General features: G+C 72.0%; 17 protein-coding genes and 1 pseudogene. 9 read left to right on the top strand and 9 right to left on the bottom strand.

Annotation, left to right across the window (positions count from 1 at the left end; all coding sequences use genetic code 11):
* Nucleotides 1-43 precede the first annotated feature (43 nt).
* Both CP967_RS28075 and CP967_RS28070 read left to right on the top strand, forming a co-directional pair.
* Nucleotides 44-1133, top strand: a pseudogene (locus tag CP967_RS28075) (RecB family exonuclease).
* Nucleotides 1073-1744, top strand: coding sequence for a response regulator (locus CP967_RS28070; protein ID WP_150490646.1), 672 nt, complete (start codon nucleotides 1073-1075; stop codon nucleotides 1742-1744). The pseudogene CP967_RS28075 and the gene CP967_RS28070 overlap by 61 nt, the downstream one beginning before the upstream one ends.
* Nucleotides 1745-1801: 57 nt before the next feature.
* Here CP967_RS28070 and CP967_RS28065 read toward each other — a convergent pair whose 3' ends face one another.
* From CP967_RS28065 to metH, 3 genes are all read right to left on the bottom strand, one after another.
* Nucleotides 1802-3394 (bottom strand): ABC transporter substrate-binding protein, encoded by a 1593-nt coding sequence (locus CP967_RS28065; RefSeq protein WP_150490645.1) that lies wholly within the window; start codon nucleotides 3392-3394, stop codon nucleotides 1802-1804.
* Between the two features lie 375 nt (nucleotides 3395-3769).
* Nucleotides 3770-4498 (bottom strand): HAD family hydrolase, encoded by a 729-nt coding sequence (locus CP967_RS28060; RefSeq protein WP_150490644.1) that lies wholly within the window; start codon nucleotides 4496-4498, stop codon nucleotides 3770-3772.
* 141 nt (nucleotides 4499-4639) lie between these two features.
* The gene (gene metH, locus CP967_RS28055; RefSeq protein WP_150490643.1) at nucleotides 4640-8152 is read right to left on the bottom strand and encodes a methionine synthase; all 3513 of its coding nucleotides are present in this window, start codon (nucleotides 8150-8152) and stop codon (nucleotides 4640-4642) included.
* A 237-nt stretch (nucleotides 8153-8389) separates the two neighbouring features.
* Between metH and CP967_RS28050 the strand changes: the two genes are divergently transcribed.
* The 5 genes from CP967_RS28050 to CP967_RS28030 all read left to right on the top strand — a co-directional run bounded on the left by CP967_RS28050 (nucleotide 8390) and on the right by CP967_RS28030 (nucleotide 14365).
* Nucleotides 8390-9154: an IclR family transcriptional regulator gene (locus CP967_RS28050; protein ID WP_150490642.1), complete on the top strand. Its 765-nt coding sequence runs from the start codon at nucleotides 8390-8392 to the stop codon at nucleotides 9152-9154.
* A 433-nt stretch (nucleotides 9155-9587) separates the two neighbouring features.
* Nucleotides 9588-10379: an MIP/aquaporin family protein gene (locus CP967_RS28045; protein WP_150490641.1), complete on the top strand. Its 792-nt coding sequence runs from the start codon at nucleotides 9588-9590 to the stop codon at nucleotides 10377-10379.
* A 52-nt stretch (nucleotides 10380-10431) separates the two neighbouring features.
* Nucleotides 10432-11967, top strand: coding sequence for a glycerol kinase GlpK (gene glpK, locus CP967_RS28040; RefSeq protein WP_150490640.1), 1536 nt, complete (start codon nucleotides 10432-10434; stop codon nucleotides 11965-11967).
* A 5-nt stretch (nucleotides 11968-11972) separates the two neighbouring features.
* Complete coding sequence (locus CP967_RS28035; RefSeq protein WP_150490639.1) at nucleotides 11973-13583, top strand: glycerol-3-phosphate dehydrogenase/oxidase; 1611 nt, start codon at nucleotides 11973-11975, stop codon at nucleotides 13581-13583.
* Between the two features lie 110 nt (nucleotides 13584-13693).
* A complete protein-coding gene (locus CP967_RS28030) occupies nucleotides 13694-14365 on the top strand; it encodes a FadR/GntR family transcriptional regulator (RefSeq protein WP_150490638.1) in 672 nt (223 codons plus the stop codon).
* Nucleotides 14366-14418: 53 nt separating this feature from the next.
* Here the strand turns inward: CP967_RS28030 and CP967_RS28025 are convergent, their stop codons facing one another.
* Both CP967_RS28025 and CP967_RS28020 read right to left on the bottom strand, forming a co-directional pair.
* Nucleotides 14419-15192, bottom strand: coding sequence for an SDR family NAD(P)-dependent oxidoreductase (locus CP967_RS28025; protein ID WP_150490637.1), 774 nt, complete (start codon nucleotides 15190-15192; stop codon nucleotides 14419-14421).
* Nucleotides 15189-16562, bottom strand: coding sequence for an L-fuconate dehydratase (locus CP967_RS28020; RefSeq protein WP_150492089.1), 1374 nt, complete (start codon nucleotides 16560-16562; stop codon nucleotides 15189-15191). The genes CP967_RS28025 and CP967_RS28020 overlap by 4 nt, the downstream gene beginning before the upstream one ends.
* 231 nt (nucleotides 16563-16793) lie before the next feature.
* Here CP967_RS28020 and CP967_RS28015 point away from each other — a divergent pair, with 231 nt between their 5' ends.
* Nucleotides 16794-17870, top strand: coding sequence for a PAC2 family protein (locus CP967_RS28015; protein WP_150490636.1), 1077 nt, complete (start codon nucleotides 16794-16796; stop codon nucleotides 17868-17870).
* Between the two features lie 133 nt (nucleotides 17871-18003).
* Here CP967_RS28015 and mshC read toward each other — a convergent pair whose 3' ends face one another.
* The 4 genes from mshC to CP967_RS27995 form a co-directional block, all read right to left on the bottom strand.
* The gene (gene mshC / locus CP967_RS28010) at nucleotides 18004-19233 is read right to left on the bottom strand and encodes a cysteine--1-D-myo-inosityl 2-amino-2-deoxy-alpha-D-glucopyranoside ligase (protein ID WP_150490635.1); all 1230 of its coding nucleotides are present in this window, start codon (nucleotides 19231-19233) and stop codon (nucleotides 18004-18006) included.
* A gap of 102 nt (nucleotides 19234-19335) precedes the next feature.
* The gene (locus CP967_RS28005; protein ID WP_150490634.1) at nucleotides 19336-20250 is read right to left on the bottom strand and encodes an SCO1664 family protein; all 915 of its coding nucleotides are present in this window, start codon (nucleotides 20248-20250) and stop codon (nucleotides 19336-19338) included.
* Nucleotides 20211-20804, bottom strand: coding sequence for a DUF3090 domain-containing protein (locus CP967_RS28000; RefSeq protein WP_150490633.1), 594 nt, complete (start codon nucleotides 20802-20804; stop codon nucleotides 20211-20213). The genes CP967_RS28005 and CP967_RS28000 overlap by 40 nt, the downstream gene beginning before the upstream one ends.
* Before the next feature lie 105 nt (nucleotides 20805-20909).
* Nucleotides 20910-21632, bottom strand: a complete 723-nt coding sequence (locus CP967_RS27995) for a histidine phosphatase family protein (RefSeq protein WP_150490632.1) — start codon at nucleotides 21630-21632, stop codon at nucleotides 20910-20912.
* 113 nt (nucleotides 21633-21745) lie between these two features.
* Here CP967_RS27995 and corA point away from each other — a divergent pair, with 113 nt between their 5' ends.
* A complete protein-coding gene (gene corA / locus CP967_RS27990; RefSeq protein ID WP_150490631.1) occupies nucleotides 21746-22732 on the top strand; it encodes a magnesium/cobalt transporter CorA in 987 nt (328 codons plus the stop codon).
* The last annotated feature ends 9 nt before the right edge of the window (nucleotides 22733-22741 follow it).

Genomic DNA, 22741 nt, shown 5'->3' with positions numbered 1-22741 from the left:
GTGGCGTACGCCACTTCCCTGCTGTGTGCGAGCTCTGGGGTCGATGGTATGCCGCTCGGTGTCGGTGGGGGGCCGTAGGGTCTGCGACATGACCTCCGTACCGCGCCCGCCTCGGCCACCCTCCTCCTTGTCCCCGTCGCGCGCGAGCGATTTCATGCAGTGCCCGCTGCTGTACCGCTTCCGGGTCATCGACAGGCTCCCGGAGAAGCCCAGTGAGGCGGCTACCCGGGGAACGCTGGTGCATGCGGTGCTGGAGCGGCTGTTCGACGCCCCGGCGGCGGAGCGTACGGCGCCGCGGGCCAGGGCGCTGGTTCCCGGGCAGTGGGACCGGTTGCGGGAGGCGAGGCCGGAGCTGGCGGAGCTGTTCGCCGGGGACGAGGCGGGTGAGCGGCTGGCGACATGGCTGGGTGAGGCGGAGCGGCTGGTGGAGCGCTGGTTCTCGCTGGAGGACCCGACGCGGCTGGAGCCCGTCGAGCGTGAGATGTCCGTCGAGACGGAGCTGGAGTCGGGGCTGCGGCTGCGGGGGGTGATCGACCGGGTCGACGTGGCTCCGACGGGTGAGGTCCGGATCGTCGACTACAAGACGGGCAAGGCGCCGCGGCCGGAGTACGCCGAGGGCGCGCTGTTCCAGATGAAGTTCTACGCGCTGGTGATCATGCGCTTGAAGAAGGTCGTGCCGCGCCGCCTCCAGCTCGTCTACCTGGGCAGCGGGGACGTGCTCACCTACGATCCGGTCCCCGCTGACCTGGAGCGGGTGGAGCGCAAGCTGCTGGCGCTGTGGGAGGCGATCACGCAGGCGACCGAGACGGGTGAGTGGCGGCCCCGGCCGACCAAGCTGTGCGGCTGGTGCGACCACCAGGCGGTCTGCCCGGAGTTCGGCGGGACTCCCCCGGTTTATCCGCTGCCCGTCCGCCCGGCCTGACCGGGGGGAGGATGCGCAGGGCACAATGGAGCCGGTCCGGGCCGAGGCCGGCCCGCCCGTGGCCCCCGCCAGCCTTGAGGACCGACCGGCGACCGGGGGCGGGTGGAGGAATGGTGCCGCCCCCGTCGCCGGTCGGTCTGAGGAGTTCGTGTGGCGATCCGCGTCCTGCTGGTCGACGACCAGCCACTGCTGCGTACCGGTTTCCGGATGATCCTGGAGGCGGAGGGTGATCTCGCGGTGGTCGGCGAGGCCGGCGACGGCCTGCAGGCCATCGACCAGGTGCGGGCGCTCCAGCCCGACGTCGTCCTGATGGACATCCGGATGCCGCGGATGGACGGTGTGGAGGCGACCCGCCAGATCACCGGGCCCGGCCGGGACGGTCCGGCGAAGGTCCTGGTCCTGACGACCTTCGATCTCGACGAGTACGTGGTGGAGGCGCTGCGTGCCGGGGCCAGCGGCTTCCTGCTGAAGGACGCGCCGGCCCATGAGCTGGTGCAGGCCATCCGTGTGGTGGCCGCCGGGGAGGCCATGCTGGCGCCGAGCGTCACGCGCAGGCTGCTCGACAAGTACGCCGACCATCTGCCCTCGGGCGAGGAGTCCGTACCGGACGCGCTGCACACCCTCACCGAGCGTGAGGTGGAGGTGCTGAAGCTGGTGGCCCGGGGGCTGTCCAACGCGGAGATCGCCGCGGACCTGTTCGTCAGCGAGACGACGGTCAAGACGCATGTGGGCCACGTCCTGACGAAGCTGGGCCTCCGTGACCGGGTGCAGGCCGCGGTCTACGCCTACGAGAGCGGTCTGGTGCGTCCCGGCGCCCAGTGAGGCCCCGCCGGTACGGTCCGGCCCCGGGGCGGTGCGCCCCGGGGCCGGACCGCCGTGTCAGGAGGTGCCGTGGCCGAGTTCCCAGAGCTGGAGGTCCGCCGAGGAGTTGACGGCCCATTCCACGCCGGTCAGCCCGTCGCGCGAGGCGACGTACTGCTTGCCCTGCCACACCGGCAGGATCGGGACGTCCTCGGCGACGATGTCCTGGATCTGCTCGAAGGTCCTGGACGCCGTGCTGCGGTCGGCCGCGCTGCGGGACTGCGGGATGAGGGTGTTCTGGGTGAGGGCGGAGCTGTAGGGCGTGTTGAGGAAGTTGTTCCTGCCGAGGAACGGCGCGGTGTAGTTGTCCGGGTCCGGGAAGTCCGGGAACCAGCCCATGCCGTAGACCGCGTACTCGCCCTTCCGCTGGGCGGGGCGGAACTCGGACCACGGAACGCCTTCGACCGTGACGTCGAAGAGCTCCGAGTCGTTCAGCTGCTTGGCCAGGGCCTTGAACTCGGTCCCGGTGGCGGGCCCGTAGTGGTCCGTCGTGTAGTGCATGGTGAAGGAGACCGGGGTGCTGATCCCGGCCTTCCGCAGGGTCTCGGCCGCGGCCTCGGTGTCCGGCTCGCCGTAGGTGTTGAAGAACGAGTTGGTGTGGCCGGTGATCCCGGTCGGGATGAGGGAGTAGAGGGGCTCGGCGGTGCTGCCGTAGACCTCGCCGGCGATGGCGCCGCGGTCGATGACCTGGGCCATGGCCCGGCGCACCGCCTTGTCCTTCACCGCGGGGGCCTCGGTGTTGAAGGCGAGGTAGCTGATGGCGAGGCTGGGCATCTCGGTGAGCTTGATGCCCTCCTTCGGCTCGACGAGGAGCTTCTGCGACTGCTCCGGCGACATGGTGCGCGTCATCATGTCGATCTTCTTGTCGTCCAGCGCCCTGCCCATCGCCTCGGCGTCGGGGAAGAGGTCCAGCTCGACCTTCTCGTTGAGGATCTTCAGGTCGCCCTTGTACTTGGGGTTCCTGGTGAAGACCACCTTGACGACCTGGTCGTCCTCGACCTCGGGCTCCATGGTGTACGGGCCGGAGCCGTCGACCTGGAAGCCCTCACGGGCGGACTTCGCCGGGTACTTGTCCTTCTGGACGATCCCCGCCGCCGGGGTCGCCAGCTTGTAGGGGAAGGTCGCGTCCGGGGTGCTCAGGTGGAAGACGATCTCCCGCTCGCCCTTGGTCTCGATCGCGTCGATGTTGTCGAGCAGACCGACCGGTCCACTCTCGTCCTTGATGTCGATGACGCGCTGGACGGAGTACTTCACGTCCTGGGGGGTGAGGGGCGTGCCGTCGGCGAAGGTCAGGCCCTCGCGCAGCTTGCACCGGTAGCTCTCGTTCTCGTGGTCGGTGAACTCGCAGCTCTCGGCCGCCTCGGGCACCGGCTCGCCGCCGCCGCGCGGTATGTGGGTGAGGGTCTGCACCGTCTGCCGGAGGACGTTCCAGACGCCCGCTTCGTAGCCGATCGCCGGGTCGAGCGGCGCGGGGTTGTCCGCGGAGGCGGAGAACTGGTCCGTGGTTCCGACAACGATGGCATCGCTCCCGCCGTCCGATCCGCCACAGGCGGCGAGTACGGGTGCGAGCAGGCCGACGACGGCCGGCAACACCAGCGTCTTGCGGTTCATTCCGACGTTCTCCCTCATTCCGGCATGTGCGGAAACCGACAGTAGTAGGCCCCGCAGAGGCGGTTGACCAGTACAACCGCGGGCCCGATCCGCTCGGTCATCGGCCATGACGGCGCGTCTACGACGCCCTCGGGAATGTTTCGTACAGCGCTTCATGAAACCGGACGTATGGCCTCCGCAACCGGCCGCGCGGGCCGGTCGCAGGACCGGGCCTCCGTCACGAAGAGTGACGAAGCTCACAGCGGGTGTCCGGGGAAGGGGTTGACGTGAACCTGACCTTCTGGGCCGGGGCGCTCCTCACCGTGCTCAAGTGCGCACGCTCCGGGGGCATTTCGCGATGCCTCCGGAGCGTGCGCGCTTCTTCTCGGGACCGGATCAGATCGGGCCGGGCCGGGCGGAGGGCCGGCGGACCCCGGTCACCCGGGCCTTCAGGAACGCGAGATCGACCTGTTCGAGGGAGTCCACGACCGTGCGCCCCGGGGCGGGGGCGATCGGGGCGACGGAGGGTACGGCGATCACGGGGCAGCCCGCCGCCTCGGCGGCCGCGACCCCGGTGGCGGTGTCCTCGATCACCGCGCACCCCCAGGGCTCCGCCCCCAGACCGGCCGCGGCGGCGAGGTAGGGCTCGGGGTGGGGCTTGGTCCGCGTCACCTCGTCACCGGCGACGGTCAGGGCGAAGTGGTGGCGGCCGACGGAGTCCAGCACCCGGTCGATGATCCTGCGGTGGGAGGCGGACACCAGGGCGGCGGGCACCCGGTGGGCGGCCAGCTCGGCCAGCAGCCGGGCGGCACCCGGCATCAGGGGGACACCGGTGGCGATGCGCTTCTCGAAGCGGTCGTTGAGCAGCACGGTGAGCTCGTCCAGCGGGATCGAGGCACCGGTGGCCTCGATGAGGTAGCTGGCGCTGCGGGTCATCGGCCCGCCGACGACCACGTCCCGCCAGGCCGGGTCGAGCCGGTGGCCGAGGTCGGCGAAGACCTCGCTCTCCACGTCCCACCAGAATCCCTCCGTGTCGACCAGGGTGCCGTCCATGTCGAGCAGGACCGCCTGGAGCGCCGGACCATCGGCTGTGCGGGGCAAGGACGCGGGGACCGTACTGGTCATCCGGCACACCTCCATGAAGGGACGAGAAGGCCGGCCGCCGCCCCGGTGGGAGCGGCGGCCGGCCTGCACTGGACCGACCAGTCTACGACGGGCCCGGACACGGCGCGCGGAACGCGTCCTCACCGGGGGGCGGACATCTTCTTACCGTGCGTTGAAGTACTTGGCTTCGGGGTGGTGGATGACGATGGCGTCGGTGGACTGCTCGGGGTGGAGCTGGAACTCCTCGGAGAGGTGGACACCGATGCGCTCCGGCTCCAGCAGCGTCGCGATCTTGGCCCGGTCCTCCAGGTCGGGGCAGGCGCCGTACCCGAGGGAGAACCGCGCGCCGCGGTACTTCAGCGCGAACATGTCCTGGACCACGTCCGGGTCCTCCCCGGCGAAGCCGAGTTCGGCGCGGACCCGGGCGTGCCAGTACTCGGCGAGCGCCTCGGCGAGCTGGACGGACAGGCCGTGCAGTTCGAGGTAGTCGCGGTAGGAGTTCGCGCCGAACAGTTCCGCGGTGGCCTCGCCGATCCTCGAACCGACCGTGACGACCTGGAGACCGACCACGTCCGTCTCCCCCGACTCCTCGGGGCGGAAGAAGTCGGCGAGGCAGAGCCTGCGCCCGCGGCGCTGGCGCGGGAAGGTGAAGCGGGTGCGCTCGGAGCCGTCCTCGTGGAGGAGGATCAGGTCGTCGCCCTTGGACACGCAGGGGAAGTAGCCGTGGACGACGGCGGCTTCCAGCAGGTTCTCGGTCTGGAGCTTGTCGAGCCAGCCGCGCAGACGCGGACGGCCCTCGCTCTCCACCAGTTCCTCGTAGGCCGGGCCGTCGCCGGTCCGGGCCTGCTTGAGCCCCCACTGGCCCTTGAACAGGGCGTCCTCGTCCAGCCAGGAGGCGTACTCCTTGAGCTGGATGCCCTTGACCACCCGGGTCCCCCAGAACGGCGGGGTGGGCACGGGGTTGGTGACCGAGACGTCCGAGCGCACGCCCTCCTCCGGCTGCGGCTCCTCGGCCGCGGGGGCCTCCCGCCTGGGGACCCGGCGCTGCTTCAGCTCGGGCAGGGTGGCGCCCGGGACCCCGCGTTTGACCGCGACGAGGGCGTCCATCAGACGCAGTCCTTCGAACGCGTCGCGGGCGTAGCGGACCTCGCCCTCGTAGAGCTCGTGGAGGTCCTGCTCGACGTAGGCGCGGGTGAGGGCCGCGCCGCCCAGGATGACGGGGTAGTCCGCCGCCATCTTGCGCTGGTTGAGCTCCTGGAGGTTCTCCTTCATGATCACGGTCGACTTCACCAGGAGTCCGGACATCCCGATGACGTCGGCCCGGTGCTCCTCGGCGGCGTCCAGGATCGCCGAGACCGGCTGCTTGATGCCCAGGTTCACGACGTTGAAGCCGTTGTTGGTCAGGATGATGTCCACCAGGTTCTTCCCGATGTCGTGGACGTCACCGCGGACCGTGGCCAGCACGATCGTGCCCTTGCCCTCGTCGTCGGTCTTCTCCATGTGCGGTTCCAGGTAGGCCACCGCGCTCTTCATCACCTCGGCCGACTGCAGCACGAACGGCAGCTGCATCTGCCCCGATCCGAAGAGCTCGCCGACGACCTTCATGCCCTCCAGGAGGGTGTCGTTGACGATGTCCAGAGCCGGCCGGGACCCCAGCGCCTCGTCCAGGTCCGCTTCCAGGCCGTTCTTCTCGCCGTCGATGATGCGCCGCTGCAGCCGCTCGTCCAGCGGCAGGGCCGCCAGTTCCTCGGCCTTGCCCGCCTTCATCGACTTCATGTTGACGCCCTCGAACAGCTCCATCAGCCGCTGGAGGGGGTCGTAGCCTTCGGACCGCCGGTCGTGGATCAGGTCGAGTGCGGTCTTGACCTGCTCCTCCTCCAGCCGTGCGATCGGCAGGATCTTCGAGGCGTGGACGATCGCCGAGTCCAGGCCGGCCTTGACGCACTCGTCCAGGAAGACCGAGTTCAGCACCACCCGGGCGGCGGGGTTCAGTCCGAAGGAGATGTTCGACAGGCCCAGCGTGGTCTGGACGTCCGGGCGGCGCCGCTTCAGCTCGCGGATCGCCTCGATCGTCGCGATGCCGTCCTTGCGGGACTCCTCCTGGCCGGTGCAGATCGTGAAGGTCAGGCAGTCGATGAGGATGTCCGACTCGTGGATGCCCCAGTTGGTGGTGAGGTCCTCGATGAGCCGTTCGGCGATGGCGACCTTGTGCTCCGCGGTGCGGGCCTGGCCCTGCTCGTCGATGGTCAGCGCGATCAGCGCCGCGCCGTGTTCCGCCGCGAGCGCGCTGACCTTGGCGAACCGTGACTCCGGGCCGTCGCCGTCCTCGTAGTTGACGGAGTTCAGGACCGCGCGGCCGCCCAGCTTCTCCAGCCCGGCGCGCAGGACCGGCACCTCGGTCGAGTCCAGGACGACGGGCAGGGTGGAGGCGGTCGCGAAGCGGCCCGCCAGCTCCTCCATGTCCGCGACGCCGTCGCGGCCCACGTAGTCGACACACAGGTCGAGCATGTGCGCGCCCTCGCGGATCTGGTCCCGGGCCATCTCCACGCAGTCGTCCCAGCGGCCTTCCAGCATCGCTTCGCGGAACTTCTTCGACCCGTTCGCGTTCGTACGCTCGCCGATCGCGAGGTACGAGGTGTCCTGCCGGAACGGCACGCTCTGGTAGAGCGACGCGGCGCCCGGTTCCGGGCGCGGGTCGCGGGCGGTGGGGACCGTGCCGCGGACCCGCTCCACCACCTGGCGCAGGTGTTCCGGCGTCGTACCGCAGCAGCCGCCGACCAGGGAGAGGCCGTACTCGGCCACGAAGCTCTGCTGGGCGTCGGCGAGGCCCTCGGCGTCCAGCGGGAAGTGCGCCCCGTCCTTGGTCAGGACCGGCAGGCCCGCGTTCGGCATGCACAGCAGCGGGATCCGGGAGTGCCGGGCCAGGTACCGCAGGTGCTCGCTCATCTCCGCGGGGCCGGTCGAGCAGTTCAGCCCGATCATGTCCACGCCCAGCGGTTCCAGCGCGGTCAGCGCGGCGCCGATCTCCGAGCCCAGCAGCATCGTGCCGGTCGTCTCGAACGCCAGCGAGCACAGCAGGAGCAGGTCCCGGCCCGTCGCCTCCATCGCACGCCGCGCGCCCAGCACGGCGGCCTTCGTCTGGAGCAGGTCCTGGGTCGTCTCGACGATGAGCGCGTCGGCGCCCCCGGCGATCAGCCCCTCCGCGTTCTGCTGGAAGCCGTCGCGCAGGACGGTGTAGGGGGCGTGTCCCAGGGTCGGCAGCTTGGTCCCCGGTCCCATCGAGCCGAGCACCCAGCGCTGCTGCCCCGTCGACGCGGTGAACTCGTCCGCCACCTCGCGGGCGATCCGGGCGCCCGCCTCGGAGAGCTCGTGGATCCGCCCGGGGATGTCGTACTCCCCCAGCGCGGACGCGTTGGCGCCGAAGGTGTTGGTCTCCACGCAGTCCACGCCGACCGCGAAGTACTCCTCGTGCACCGACCGCACGATGTCGGGGCGGGTGACGTTCAGTACCTCGTTGCACCCCTCCAGGTTCTGGAAGTCCTCGAGGGTGGGGTCCTGCGCCTGGAGCATGGTGCCCATGGCACCGTCCGCCACCACCACACGGGTGGCGAGGGCCTCACGGAGCTCTGTGGCGCGTGTCCGGCTGTCAGCGGAAGGGGTCGGCGACGAGGCCATGGATGTTCTCCCTGGGATGCGACGGCTGTCGGCTTTGCGCCCTTCTGCCGAAGGGGCACGCGGCCAGGGTAGCGGGAGGGCGCGCGGGCCGGTCGTCGCGTCCCAGGAGACGGACTGCATGCTGTGCGGGGACGGCCGGCCGGGGTGGTGGCGCTGATGCATCGCAGGAACGGACAAAGGTCGGCATCGACCGATAGTGTTCAGCATTGTCGAACCGAGGTGGAGGAGTACGGCGCGATGGCCAAGAACATCCAGTCGCTCGAGCGGGCAGCGGCGATGCTGCGTCTGCTGGCGGGGGGCGAGCGCCGGCTCGGACTGTCCGACATCGCCTCCTCGCTGGACCTGGCCAAGGGCACGGCGCACGGGATCCTCCGCACCCTCCAGCACGAGGGCTTCGTCGAGCAGGACGCCGCTTCCGGCCGCTACCAGCTCGGCGCCGAGCTGCTGCGGCTGGGCAACAGCTATCTCGACGTCCACGAGCTGCGGGCCCGCGCCCTGGTGTGGACGGACGACCTGGCCCGCTCCAGCGGCGAGAGCGTGCACCTGGGGGTGCTGCACCAGCACGGGGTGCTGATCGTCCACCACGTCTTCAGGCCGGACGACAGCCGCCAGGTCCTGGAGGTAGGCGCGATGCAGCCGCTGCACTCCACGGCCCTGGGCAAGGTGCTCTGCGCCTACGACCCGGTCGCGCACAGCGAGGCCACGGAGTCGGAGCGCGGCTCCTTCACCTCGCGCACCGTGACCGACGGCGAGCGGTTCGAGGCGCTGCTGGACCTGGTACGGGCGCAGGGCTGGGCCGCCGACCGGGAGGAGACCTGGGAAGGGGTGGCCGCCGTGGCCGCCCCCGTCCACGACCGGCGCAGGATGCCCGTGGGCGCGGTGGCCGTGACGGGCGCGGTGGAGCGCCTGTGCCCCGGGGGCGAGCTGCGCCCCGAGCTGATCGGCGCGGTGCGCGACTGCGCCCGCGCGGTCTCCCGGGACCTGGGCGCGGGCCGGTTCTGAGCCGGTCCGGCCCTCCGCTCCCTGCCGTACGGCTCCCGCCGGGGCGCACCGTACGGCTCCCGCCGGGCCGTACCGGGCGGCTCCCGCCGCTCCGTACCGTGTGACGCCCGCCGCGCTCCGGCCGGCGCCGGTCGCGCCGACGCCTCGGAGCCCCCTGGTGCACAGCGCTCCGGCCGCGCCGCGGCGGTCACGGCACTCGCCGCTTCCGTGCCGCGGACCCTTGACGTGTCCTCCCCGGGGAGAAACACTGCCGTTCACCGGTCGACATTGTCGAACACCTGACGGCATGAAGCGTTAGGGTGTGGCAATGCCGAGGGCCGGTCAAGCCCCCGCGGGCGGGTGCCCCGTTTCCATGGGTACCCGCCTGAGGCGCGATCCACCGGAGGGATCCGGCGGATCGCGTTCCCCTGGACGAAGGACAAAGGAGTCTCGGGTGTCCAGCTCCGACATCTTCATCGGCGAGACCATCGGTACCGCCGTACTCATCCTGCTCGGCGCCGGTGTCTGTGCCGCCGTCACACTCAAGCGCTCGAAGGCGCAGAACGCCGGCTGGCTCGCCGTCACCTTCGGGTGGGGTTTCGCGGTGCTGACCGGCGCCTACATCTCCTCCGGTGTCTCCGGCGCCCACCTCAACCCGGCGGTCACGCTCGGTCTGGCCGTCCAGGGCGGTACCGCCTGGGGCGACGTACCGCTGTACCTCGCCTCGCAGCTGCTCGGCGCGATGATCGGCGCGGTGCTGGTGTGGGCCGTGTACTACGGGCAGTTCCACGCGCACCTGACAGATCCCGGGATCATCCGGGCGCAGCCCGCCGAGGAGGGCATGGTCGACCAGGCGACGGCTCCGAAGGCCGGCCCGGTCCTCGGCGTCTTCTCCACGGGCCCCGAGATCCGCAACGCGGTGCAGAACGTGGTCACGGAGGTCGTCGCCACCGTCGTCCTGATCCTGGCGATCCTGACCCAGGGCCTCAACGACGCCGGCAACGGCCTGGGGCCGCTGGGCGCGCTGATCACCTCCCTGGTCGTCGTCGGCATCGGCCTCTCGCTGGGCGGGCCGACGGGTTACGCGATCAACCCGGTGCGCGACCTCGGGCCGCGCATCGTGCACGCGCTGCTGCCGCTGCCGAACAAGGGCGGTTCCGACTGGGGTTACGCCTGGGTACCGGTAGTGGGACCCCTCATCGGCGGGGCGCTGGCCGGCGGGCTGTACAACCTGGCCTTCGCCTGAGCCGCACCGGGACGCGACCCTCCACCACCACACAGACCTCCGGGAGCACACCGTGACCGACGCACACACCACCGGGCCGTTCATCGCGGCCATCGACCAGGGCACCACGTCCAGCCGCTGCATCGTGTTCGACACGGACGGCCGGATCGTGGCCGTCGACCAGAAGGAACACGAACAGATCTTCCCGAAGCCGGGCTGGGTCGAGCACGACGCGACGGAGATCTGGCGCAACGTCCAGGAGGTCGTCGCCGGGGCCGTCTCCAAGGCGGGGATCACCTCCGCCGACGTCGAGGCGATCGGCATCACCAACCAGCGCGAGACCACGCTGCTGTGGGACCGGCACACCGGTGAGCCCGTCCACAACGCCCTCGTCTGGCAGGACACCCGTACCGACGCCCTGTGCAAGGAGCTCGGCCGCAACGTCGGCCAGGACCGTTTCCGGCGGGAGACCGGCCTGCCGCTCGCCTCGTACTTCGCGGGGCCCAAGGCCCGCTGGCTGCTCGACAACGTCGAGGGGCTGCGGGAGCGGGCCGAGCGGGGGGACATCCTCTTCGGGACCATGGATTCCTGGGTCATCTGGAACCTGACCGGCGGAACCGAGGGCGGGGTGCACGTCACGGACGTCACCAACGCCTCGCGCACCATGCTGATGAACCTGCACACCATGGAGTGGGACGAGAAGATCCTGCACTCGATGGACGTACCGGCCGCCGTGCTGCCGGAGATCCGCTCCTCCGCCGAGGTGTACGGCCGTGCCAAGGGGGGTGTGCTGGACGGCGTCCCGGTGGCCTCGGCGCTCGGTGACCAGCAGGCCGCGCTGTTCGGGCAGACGTGTTTCGCCCAGGGTGAGGCCAAGTCCACCTACGGCACGGGCACCTTCATGCTGATGAACACCGGCCACCGCCCGGTGAACTCGTACAACGGCCTGCTGACGACGGTCGGTTACCGGATCGGCGACCAGGCCCCGGTGTACGCCCTGGAGGGGTCCATCGCGGTCACCGGTTCGCTGGTGCAGTGGATGCGCGACCAGATGGGCCTGATCAACTCCGCGGCGGAGATCGAGACGCTCGCCTCCTCCGTCGAGGACAACGGGGGCGCCTACTTCGTGCCGGCCTTCTCCGGCCTGTTCGCGCCCTACTGGCGTCCCGACGCGCGCGGTGTCATCGCGGGCCTGACCCGTTACGTGACCAAGGCGCACATCGCCCGGGCCGTACTGGAGGCCACCGCCTGGCAGACCCGTGAGATCAGCGACGCCATGACGAAGGACTCCGGGGTCGAGCTGACCGCCCTCAAGGTCGACGGCGGCATGACCTCCAACAACCTGCTGATGCAGACGCTCTCGGACTTCCTGGACGCGCCGGTGGTGCGCCCGATGGTCGCCGAGACCACCTGTCTCGGCGCCGCCTACGCCGCCGGCCTCGCCGTCGGCTTCTGGCCCGACACCGACGCCCTGCGCGCCAACTGGCGCCGGGCCGCCGAGTGGACGCCCCGGATGGACGCGGCGACCCGGGACCGCGAGTACAGGAGCTGGCTCAAGGCCGTCCGGCGGTCGATGGGCTGGCTCGACGAGAACACCGCAGAGGAGTAGAGAACATGACCACCCTGCAGAGCGTCCCCTCCCTCGGGACGCATCCGGCCTCCGGCTCCCTCCCGGGCCGGGCCGAGACCCGGGAACGGCTCTCCGGGGCGACGTACGACCTCCTGGTGATCGGCGGCGGCATCCTGGGCATCTCCACCGCCTGGCACGCCGCGCAGTCGGGACTGCGGGTGGCCCTGGTGGACGCCGGCGACTTCGCCGGCGCCACCTCCTCCGCCTCCTCCAAGCTGCTCCACGGCGGTCTGCGCTACCTCCAGACCGGCGCGGTGAAGCTGGTGGCGGAGAACCACTTCGAACGGCGCGCGGTCTCCCGCCAGGTCGCCCCGCACCTGGCGAACCCGCTCACCTTCTACCTCCCCGTCTACAAGGGCGGCCCGCACGGCGCCGCGAAGCTGGGCGCGGGCGTCTTCGCCTACTCGGCGCTGTCCGCCTTCGGCGACGGCGTCGGGCACGTGATCAGCCCGGCACGCGCCCGGCGCGACGTGCCGGAGCTGCGTACGGACAACCTGAAGGCCGTCGCGGTCTACGGCGACGACCAGATGAACGACGCCAGGATGGCGCTGATGACGGTCCGCGCGGCCGCCGACGCGGGCGCCGTGGTCCTCAACCACGCCGCGGTCACCGGGCTGCGCTTCACCCGGGGGCGGGTCACCGGCGCCGATCTGGAGGACCGTACGGACGGCACCGAGTTCGGGGTAAACGCCCGTCTGGTGCTGAACGCCACCGGCCCGTGGGTGGACCACCTGCGCCGTATGGAGGACGCGGGCGCGGCGCCCTCGATACGCCTGTCCAAGGGCGCCCACCTGGTCCTGAGGCGCACCCGCCCCTGGAAGGCGGCGCTGGCCACCCCGATCGACCGCTACCGCATCACCTTCGCCCTCCCGTGGGAGGACATGCTCCTGCTCGGCACGACGGACGAGGAGTACGAGGGCGATCCGGCCGATGTCTCGGTGACCGCGAAGGACACGGCGCAGATCCTGGACGAGGCCGCCTTCTCGGTCCGTGACCAGCAGCTCTCGCCCGATCTGATCACCTACTCCTTCGCCGGACTGCGGGTGCTGCCGGGCGGCCCGGGCGACACGTCCAGGGCGAAGCGGGAGACGGTCCTCACGGAGGGGCGGGGCGGGATGCTGTCCGTCGCCGGAGGCAAGTGGACGACCTTCCGCCACATCGGCCGTACGGTGATGAGCAAGCTGGCCGCACTGCCCGGCCACGGCCTGGCCGAGGACATGGAGCCGATGGCGCGGCTGCCCCGGAAGCTGCCGCTGCCCGGGATCGCCAACCCGGACGCGGTGGCGCACCGGCTGCTGGTGGACGGCGGGGCCCCCGGGCCCCGGATGGCGGCGGACACCGCCCGGCACCTGGCCACCCACTACGGTTCGCTCGCCTTCGACATCGCACGCCTGGCGAACGAGGACCCGGCGCTGGCGAAGCGGATCCACCCGGACGCCCCGGAGATCTGGGCCCAGGTCGTGTACGCGCGCGACCGGGAGTGGGCGGAGACGGCGGAGGACGTGCTGCGCCGCCGGACGACCCTGACGGTCCGCGGGCTGGCGACGGACGAGGTCCGTGCCGGTGTCGAGGGGCTGCTGGCCGCCCGGGGCTGACGGCGGCCGGGAGGGGGCGGCGCGGCCGGGCCGCCCCCTCGGGGAGCGGTACGGGGTTCTGGCCGCATAATGACTCCATACATCGGATGTCTTGTGCGAGGAGGCCCCTCATGGCCGTCACCGACGAAGCGATCGAGAAGATCAAGGGGATGATCGTCTCGGGCGCCCTGGCACCCGGCGACCGGCTTCCCAAGGAGAGCGAACTCGCCGCCGGCCTGGGGCTGTCCCGCAACTCGCTGCGCGAGGCGGTGCGCGCGCTGTCGCTGATCCGGATCCTCGACGTCCGTCAGGGCGACGGCACCTACGTCACCAGCCTGGACCCCCAGCTCCTGCTGGAGGCGCTCAGCTTCGTGGTGGACTTCCACCGCGACGACACGGTGCTGGAGTTCCTCGCGGTACGCAGGATCCTGGAGCCGGCGGCCACGGCGATGGCGGCGCCGCGCATCGACGAGGAACGGCTGGACGCCCTGGGCGCGCAGCTGGACGCGCTGGGGCCCGGCCCGTCGGTGGAGGAGCTGGTCGCCGCCGATCTGGAGTTCCACCGGGGCATCGTCCAGGCGTCGGGCAACTCGGTGCTGTGTTCGCTGCTGGACGGCCTGTCCGGGCCGACCACCCGCGCCAGGGTCTGGCGCGGGCTCACCCAGCGGGACGCGGTCAGCCGTACCCTGCACGAGCACCGGGCGATCCTCGCCGCGCTGCGGGACCGCGACGCCGAGGCGGCCCGGTCCTGGGCGACGGTGCACGTGGCGAGTGTGGAGCAGTGGCTGCGTTCGACGCTGTGACGCCCCCCGGGCGGGCCCGCCGGAGAGCGCCGGGCCGGGCGGGGCCGCCGGGTTCAGGCGGGACGCAGCCGCAGGCCCTGCATCCCGCCGTCGACGGCGAGCGCGGTGCCGGTGACAGAGGCGGCGGACGGGCTCGCCAGATAGGCGATGGCGGCGGCGACCTCGTCGGCGGAGACGAGCCGGCCCATCGGCTGGCGGGCCTCCAGGGCGGCGCGTTCGGCGTGCGGGTCCTCGGCCCGGTCGAGCAGCCGGCCGACCCACGGGGTGTCCGCCGTACCGGGGTTGACGCAGTTGACGCGGACCCCTTCGCGGACGTGGTCGGCGGCCATGGCGAGGGTGAGGGCGAGCACCGCCCCCTTGGCGGCGCCGTACAGGGCGCGCCGGGGCAGGCCGGCGGTGGCCGCGATCGAGCAGGTCTGGGTGATCGACACGGCTCCGGGGCGTTCGGCGGCGGCCGCGCGCAGGTGGGGCAGGGCGTGGCGGGCGGTGCGGACCATGCCGAGGACGTTGACGTCCAGGACGTGGGCCCACTCCTCGTCGTCGTTCTCCTCGACGGTGCCGATGGAGCCGATCCCCGCGTTGGACACGAGGGTGTGCAGGCCGCCGAGTTCACCGGCCGCCCGCTCCACCCCGGCGCGTACGGCCCCGTCGTCGGTGACGTCCGCCTCGATCGCCAGCACCCCGGCGGGCGCCCCGGCGGTGTCCCGGTCAAGTACGGCGACCCGGGCGCCCCGGGCCAGCAGCAGTGCGGCGACGGCGGCGCCGATGCCGGAGGCGCCGCCGGTGACGAGGGCGGACAGTCCGTCGAATTCCCGTGCGGTGGTCATCGGGTGGTCTCCTCGGGGACGCGGTGGGCGGGGGCGGGAGTACGGCGTGCCCGCCAGACGGGGCCGGCCGGGTAGGCGTGGTCCGCGAGCGAGGCGGGAAGCATCCGGGCGGAGAAGCCCGGGGCGCGGGGCGTGACGTAGCGTCCGGCCCGGATGACGGCCGGGTCGGCGAAGTGCTCGTGGAGGTGGTCGACGTATTCGATGACCCGGTCCTCCCAGGTGCCGGACACGGCGACGTAGTCGAACATCGACAGGTGCTGGACCAGTTCGCACAGTCCCACGCCGCCCGCGTGCGGGCAGACCGGTACGCCGTACTTGGCGGCGAGCAGCAGGACGGCGAGGTTCTCGTTGACGCCGGCCACCCGGGCCGCGTCGATCTGCACGAAGTCGGTGCCGCCGGCCTGGAGCAGCTGCTTGAACACGACCCGGTTGGCGATGTGTTCGCCCGTGGCGACCTTGACCGGCTGTCCCGCGCGCACGGCGGCGTGGCCGAGTACGTCGTCGGGGCTGGTCGGCTCCTCGATCCAGTACGGGTCGTAGGGGGCGAGGGCCTTCATCCAGGTGATCGCCCCCTCCACGTCCCAGCGCTGGTTGGCGTCGACGGCGATCCGGATGTCCGGGCCCACCGCCCGGCGGGCCAGGGCGAGGCGGCGGACGTCGTCGTGGAGGTCGCCGCCCACCTTGAGCTTGATCTGGGTGAAGCCGTCGGCGACGGCCTCCCGGGCGAGCCGTACCAGCTTGTCGTCGTCGTAGCCGAGCCAGCCCGGCGAGGTGGTGTAGGCGGGGTACCCCTCGGCCAGCAGCCGTTCGGTGCGCTCGGCCCGGCCGGGTTCGGCGGCCCGGAGGAGGGCCAGGGCCTCGTCGGGGGTGAGGGCGTCGGTGAGGTAGCGGAAGTCGACCAGGGAGACTAGCTCCTCGGGGGTCATCCCGGCCAGGAACCGCCACACGGGCTGCCCGGCGAGTTTCGCGGCGAGGTCCCACGCGGCGTTGACGACCGCGCCCGCCGCCATGTGCATCACCCCCTTCTCCGGTCCCAGCCAGCGGAGTTGGGAGTCATGGGTGAGTTCGCGGTAGAGGGCGCCGAGTCCGGCCGCGGTGCGGGAGACGGGGCGGCCCAGCAGATGGGGGCGGAGTGTGCCGATCGCGGCCGCCATGACGTCGTTGCCGCGCCCGATGGTGAAGCAGAAACCGTGCCCCTCGGGCGCGGGCCCCTCTCCGGTCCCGTCGGCCCCGGCGGTCCCGTTCGTCCGCAGGACGACGTAGGCGGCGGAGTAGTCGGGGTCGGGGTTCATGGCGTCGGAACCGTCGAGCTCCTCCGAGGTGGGAAAGCGGACGTCGTGGACCTCGACGCCTGTGACGGTCAGACTCATGTGCGCCCCCAGGGAAATAACATCGGACCTCTTCTTGGTCATCCGATGTATATCCCCGCTCCGACCCCCCGGTCCAGGGGCAGGCCGATATTCGCCCGGTTTCGGCAGGAAACAGCTCGGATGAATCACTGGTCGGCATGGTTCGCTCGTCCACGCAAACAGGCTGCGGGGAGAGGGCGGGGAAGTCGTAAGGTTGATGCGTACGCAAGGGAACTTCGGAAGGAGGCCTGGGTGATCGAGCTCGAGGGAGTACCCGAGCTGATCGACCCGGTCATGGTGGCCGCGTTCGAAGGCTGGAACGACGCCGGTGACGCCGCCTCCACAGCGGTCGGACATCTGAACCGGGAGTGGAAGGGCGAGGTCTTCGCGGCGCTCGACGCCGAGGACTACTACGACTTCCAGGTCAACCGGCCCACGGTGTGGCTGGAGGACGGAGCCCGCAGGATCACCTGGCCGACGACCCGGCTGTCGGTGGTCCGTGTCGGCGGGGAGAAGCCCCGCGACCTGGTGCTCGTCCGCGGTATCGAACCCTCCATGCGCTGGCGGTCGTTCTGCAACGAGATCCTGGGCTTCGCCCATGAGCTCGGCGTCGAGATGATCGTCATCCTGGGGGCGCTGCTGGGCGACACCCCGCACACCAGGCCGGTCCCGGTCAGCGGGGTCACCTCCGATCCGGACCTGGCCAGGACGATGGACCTGGAGGAGACGAAGTACGAGGGGCCCACGGGCATCGTCGGCATCCTCCAGGAGGCCTGCACGCACGCCGGGGTGCCCACGGTGAGCCTGTGGGCGGCGGTGCCGCACTACGTGTCGCAGCCGCCGAACCCCAAGGCGACGCTGGCGCTGCTCAACCGGCTGGAGGATCTGCTCGGCCTGCGGATCCCGCTGGGCGAGCTCCCCGAGGACGCCCGCGCCTGGCAGCTCGGCGTGGACCAGCTCGCCGCCGAGGACAGCGAGGTGGCGGAGTACGTGCAGACGCTGGAGGAGGCCCGGGACACCGCGGAGCTGCCCGAGGCGTCGGGCGAGGCCATCGCCCGCGAGTTCGAGCGCTGCCTCCGCCGCCGGGACGTCGGCGGTCCGGGGCAGGCGCCCGGGCCCGTAGCGGAGAGCGGGGACGTCCCCTATCTGCGGGACACCTCCGGCGGCCGGACCCGGCCGCCGCGGCCCCCGCGTCCGGACCGGGCGGAGGGCGGCCGTCCGGGGAAGGACGGCCCCGGGAGCGCCCGCCCGGGCGGCGACGGCTCCGGGGAGAAGGACGGGCCCGACGATCCGGCCGCCGGCCCCGGCGGCGGACCGCCCGCGGAGTGACACCGGCACGGGAACGGCCCCGGACCTCACGGTGAGGTCCGGGGCCGTTCCCGTCCGGCGGGGGCGCCTCAGCGCGGGTCCCGCGAAGGGGCGGGGGGCTGACGAGAAGGGGCTCCCCTCCTCGCCATGCCTCCTACAGCGCGACGCCCAGCAGCGCGTCGACGGTGCGGGAGACCAGGCCGGGTGCGCCCTCGTCCGTACCGCCGCCCGCGCTCTGCCGCTCGGCCCAGCGGTCGACGGCAGCGAGCGCGGCCGGGGAGTCCAGGTCGTCGGCCAGCGCGTCCCGCACCTCGTCGACGAGCGCGTCGGCGGACAGGCCGTCGGGCCGGGAGACCGCGGCCCGCCACCGGGCGAGCCGCTCGACGGCGTCGGCGAGGACCTGGCCGGTCCACTCCCAGTCGGAGCGGTAGTGGTGGGCGAGCAGGGCGAGCCGGATCGCCGCGGGGTCCACTCCCTCGCGGCGCAGCGCAGAGACGAAGACGAGGTTGCCCTTGGACTTGGACATCTTCTCGCCGTCCAGGGCGACCATGCCGGCGTGCACGTAGGCACGGGCGAAGGGGTGTTCGCCGGTCAGCGCCTGGGCGTGCGAGGCGCCCATCTCGTGGTGCGGGAAGACCAGGTCGGAGCCGCCGCCCTGGACGTCGAAGCCCATGCCCAGGTGGTCCAGCGCGATGGCCACGCACTCGATGTGCCAGCCGGGCCGGCCGGGGCCGAGGCTCGCGCCGTCCCAGCTCGGTTCGCCCTCGCGGGCGGCCATCCACAGCATCGGGTCGAGGGGGTTCTTCTTGCCGGGGCGCTCCGGGTCTCCGCCGCGTTCGGCGGAGAGCAGGCGCATCGCCTCGGCGTCGAGGTGGGAGACCTCGCCGAAGTGCGGGTCCGCCTCGACGGAGAAGTACACGTCACCGTCCAGCTCGTAGGCGGCGCCCGAGTCCCGCAGGCGCTCCACGAGCGGGACGATGCCGGGTATCGCCTCGACGGCCCCGATGTAGTGCTTCGGGGGGAGCATGCGCAGGGCGGTCATGTCCTCGCGGAACAGGGCGGTCTCGCGCTCGGCGAGCTCCGTCCAGTCCTCGCCGTCGCGCACGGCCCGCTCCAGCAGCGGGTCGTCCACATCGGTGACGTTCTGGACGTAGTGGACCTGCCGCTTGGTGTCGAGCCACACGCGTTGCACGAGGTCGAACGCGTTGTAGGTCGCCGCATGACCCATGTGGGTCGCGTCGTACGGCGTGATGCCGCAGACGTAGATGCGGGCGACGGGACCGGGGTCAAGGGTGATCCGTCCGCCGGTCGCGGTGTCGTGGATCCGAAGGTCGCGGCCCTTGCCGGGCAGGGCGGGGACCTCAGAAGCGGGCCAGGCATGCATGTCATGAGCGTAACCGGACGATGCTTCCGGATACGAACCGGACCGGGGATCCTGTCCGAAGAGGCGGTCTTGCGGATACGGGCGCCCTGCCGTAGGAGGGCGTCAGACCGGCGGCCAGGGGATGGCGGGCCACTCCCCGCCGGGGACGGGGTGGCGGCCCGACGCCCGCAGGGCACCGACCCGGGCCCGCAGCGCGTCCAGCTCGGCGCTCGTGATCAGCTCGCCCATCCGGGTGGCGAGCGGCGTGCCCGGTTCCAGGCCGGCGGCGAGCCGGTCGAGGACGGCGGCGGCCTCGGCGGTGAGGGGCTCGCCGGCCCATCCCCACAGCAGGGTCCGCAGCTTGTCCTCGGCGTTGAAGGTGACGCCGTGGTCGATGCCGTACAGCTGGCCGCCGGGGCCGGAGAGCAGATGGCCGCCCTTGCGGTCGCCGTTGTTGATCACCGCGTCGAGGACCGCGAGCCTGCGCAGCCGGGGGTCGTCGGCGTGCACCAGAAGAGCGGTCCGCCCCTGCCCCACCTCGGCGAAGCCGATGGCCTTCCAGCCCTTTGGGGCTTCCTCGCCCGCCACGAGCGCGAGCAGCGGCGTCAGGAGCCGGAGCGCCCCCGCCGCCTCGTCCGCCGCTCCAAAACCGTCCCCGGGGGCCGCCGGGGCGGCTTCGTCCGCCTCCTGCGCGTCGTCGGCCTCGATCCACAGCTGGCACGTCCCGCGGCCGTAGGGGCCGTCCCGCAGCACGGTGGGCGGTACGAGGCCCCATCCGGTGGCCTCGGAGATCTCGTAGGCGGCCGCCTCCCGCTGGGCGAGGGTGCCGTCGGGGAAGTCCCACAGCGGCTGCTCCCCGGCGACGGGCTTGTAGGCGCAGAGGCGCTCCTCGCCCGCGTGGGAGACCGTGCAGTGCAGGACGGCGTTCGAGGCGCCCCGCACCTGTCCGAGGACGGTGAGTTCGCCTTCGGCGAGCAGGGTGCGCAGCCCGTCCCCGCTCAGGAGGTGCCGCGACGGTATCCGTTCTGGCGCGGGCATACGTGTCCTTCCGGGTCCAGGGGGAGGCTGCACAGCGGGCACGGCGGCCGGCCGGCGTTCACGACGTCCAGGGCGCGCTTGGCGAACGCCCGCGCCTGGGCGCCGCTGAGCCGGACCCGCAGCATGGGCGGGCCGTTCTCCTCGTCCTGCAGGAGGCGTTCCTCCGCCTCGGCGAGGTCGTCCTCGGACTCGGCGTCCAGTTCGACGAGGGCCTGCGCCTCGACGATCATGCGCTGCTCCTCGCCGTCCCAGGCGAGTGCCATCGTGCCGACGCGGAACTCCTCCTCGACGGGGACGTCGAGCGGCGCGGTGTCGGCGACTTCGACGGGTGCCACGGCGGGCACCGGCGAGTTGCCCCCGGTACGGCGTACGACCTCGTCGAGGAGCTCGTCGATCCGCTCGGCCAGCGCGGCGACCTGGGTCTTCTCCAGGGCCACACTCGTGACCCGCCCGCCCGAGGACGCCTGCAGGAAAAACGTACGGCGGCCAGGCAGCCCGACCGTGCCGGCCACGAAGCGGTCCGGTGGGTCGTAGAGGAACACCTGACGGGACACGTCCTGTCTCCCTTGAGAAATGTGACGGCGGATGGGGCGGCCGGGGCCCGGCGGGAGTTGGCCCGCGAGGCCGCTACGGCGCGTCCACCCTACTGCGCGATGCGATCACGGTGCCCCCGCGCCGCCCCCTACGGCCGCGTCCGATGCCGTGTCCGTCCCCGTGCCGCCCGGCGTGTCCGCGTCCGCGGCGGGTTCGCGCGGTGCCAGGGCGCCGAGGTCGCCGGTGTCTCCCAGCCGCAGCAGGAAGGGGCGGAGCCGGGTGTAGCGGATCGCGGTGACCGAGCAGGGGTCGGCGTGGAGGCGCTGGAAGAGGTCGAGGTGCATGCCCAGCGCGTCGGCGACGACCGCCTTGATGATGTCGCCGTGCGAGCACATCAGATAGACCGAGTCGTCGCCGTGCGCGCTCTTGATCCGGCTGTTCCAGTCGCGTACCGCGTCGACCGCCCTGGCCTGCATGGCCCGCATGGACTCGCCGCCCGGGAACGCGGCGGCCGAGGGGTGCTGCTGGACCACGGACATCAGGGGCTCGTCGGAGAGTTCGGCCAGCTTGCGCCCCGACCAGTCGCCGTAGTCGCACTCGCTGATCCGCTCCTCGGTGTGCAGCGGGAGGCCGGGGCGGGCGGCGAGCAGGGGCTGGAGGGTTTCGCGGCAGCGCTGCAGGGGGCTGCTGACGGCGGCCACGAGGGGTACGCCGGCCAGCCGGCCGGGCAGCGCGGCGGCCTGCCGCGCGCCGTGTCCGTCGAGCGCGACCCCGGGGGTCCGCCCGGCGAGGACCGCCGCGGTGTTGGCGGTCGAGCGTCCGTGGCGTACGAGGATGAGCGTGGGCATACCTGCCAGCGTACGGGCTGCCCGGCCGTCCCCGGCCGGGTCCGGGTTACGGATCGTCCCGGGGAGGGCACACGGGGGATGCACGGAAACCGACAGCAGGGAAGAATGCGCGCGTGATCGTGGACTGCGGCATCTACCGGGGCGGACGCCGGACCGAGGGCCCCGCCGACTTCGCCGACGCCCTCGCCCTGGCCCGGGAGGCGGGGGACGCCTTCGTCTGGGTCGGGCTCCATGAGCCGACGGAGAAGGAGTTCGACCGGGTCAGCAGCGAGTTCGGGCTGCACCCGCTGGCGGTGGAGGACGCCCTGCGCGCCCATCAGCGGCCCAAGCTGGAGGTCTACGACGACTCGCTCTTCGTGGTCGTCAAGCCGGTGGTCTACGACGCGGAGAACGACGTGGTCACCGCGGACGAGCTGATGCTGTTCATCGGCGACTCCTTCGTGGTGACGGTGCGGCACGGCGAGGGCGCGCCGCTCGCGGCCGTACGGCGGCGTCTGGAGGCCGAGCCGGAGGTGCTCGGGCACGGGCCGACGTCGGTGCTGTACGCGGTGGGTGACGCGGTGGTGGACCACTACATCGAGGTGGCCGCCGAGCTCCAGAACGACCTGGAGGAGCTGGAGGCGGAGGTCTTCGCCCCGGACACCGGCTCGGACACCAGGAACACCGCGGCGAGCATCTACACCTTCAAGCGGCAGATCCTGGAGTTCCGCCGGGCCACCGGGCCGCTGGCCGCACCGGTCGCGCGGCTGGCGAGCGCGGGGGTGCCCTTCGTGAACAAGGACTCGCAGCCCTTCTTCCGGGACGTGAGCGACCATCTGACCCGGGCCAACGAGCACGTGGAGGGCCTGGACCGGCTGCTCTCGGACATCCTGTCCGCGCATCTGGCGCAGGTGGGTGTGCGGCAGAACGACGACATGCGGAAGATCTCGGCGTGGGCGGCGATGGCCGCCGTCCCCACCATGGTCGCCGGGATCTACGGGATGAACTTCGAGCACATGCCGGAACTGCGCCAGGTGTGGGCGTACCCGGCGGTGCTGGCGCTGATGGTGCTCACGGTCCTCGGTCTGTACCGCCAGTTCAAGCGCCGCGGCTGGCTCTGAGGGCGCGGG

The organism is Streptomyces nitrosporeus, from assembly GCF_008704555.1.
GTDB classification, from domain to species: domain Bacteria; phylum Actinomycetota; class Actinomycetes; order Streptomycetales; family Streptomycetaceae; genus Streptomyces; species Streptomyces nitrosporeus.
Note: the sequence above shows the minus strand (reverse complement) of the source record. Positions and strands in the feature narration are given on the sequence as shown.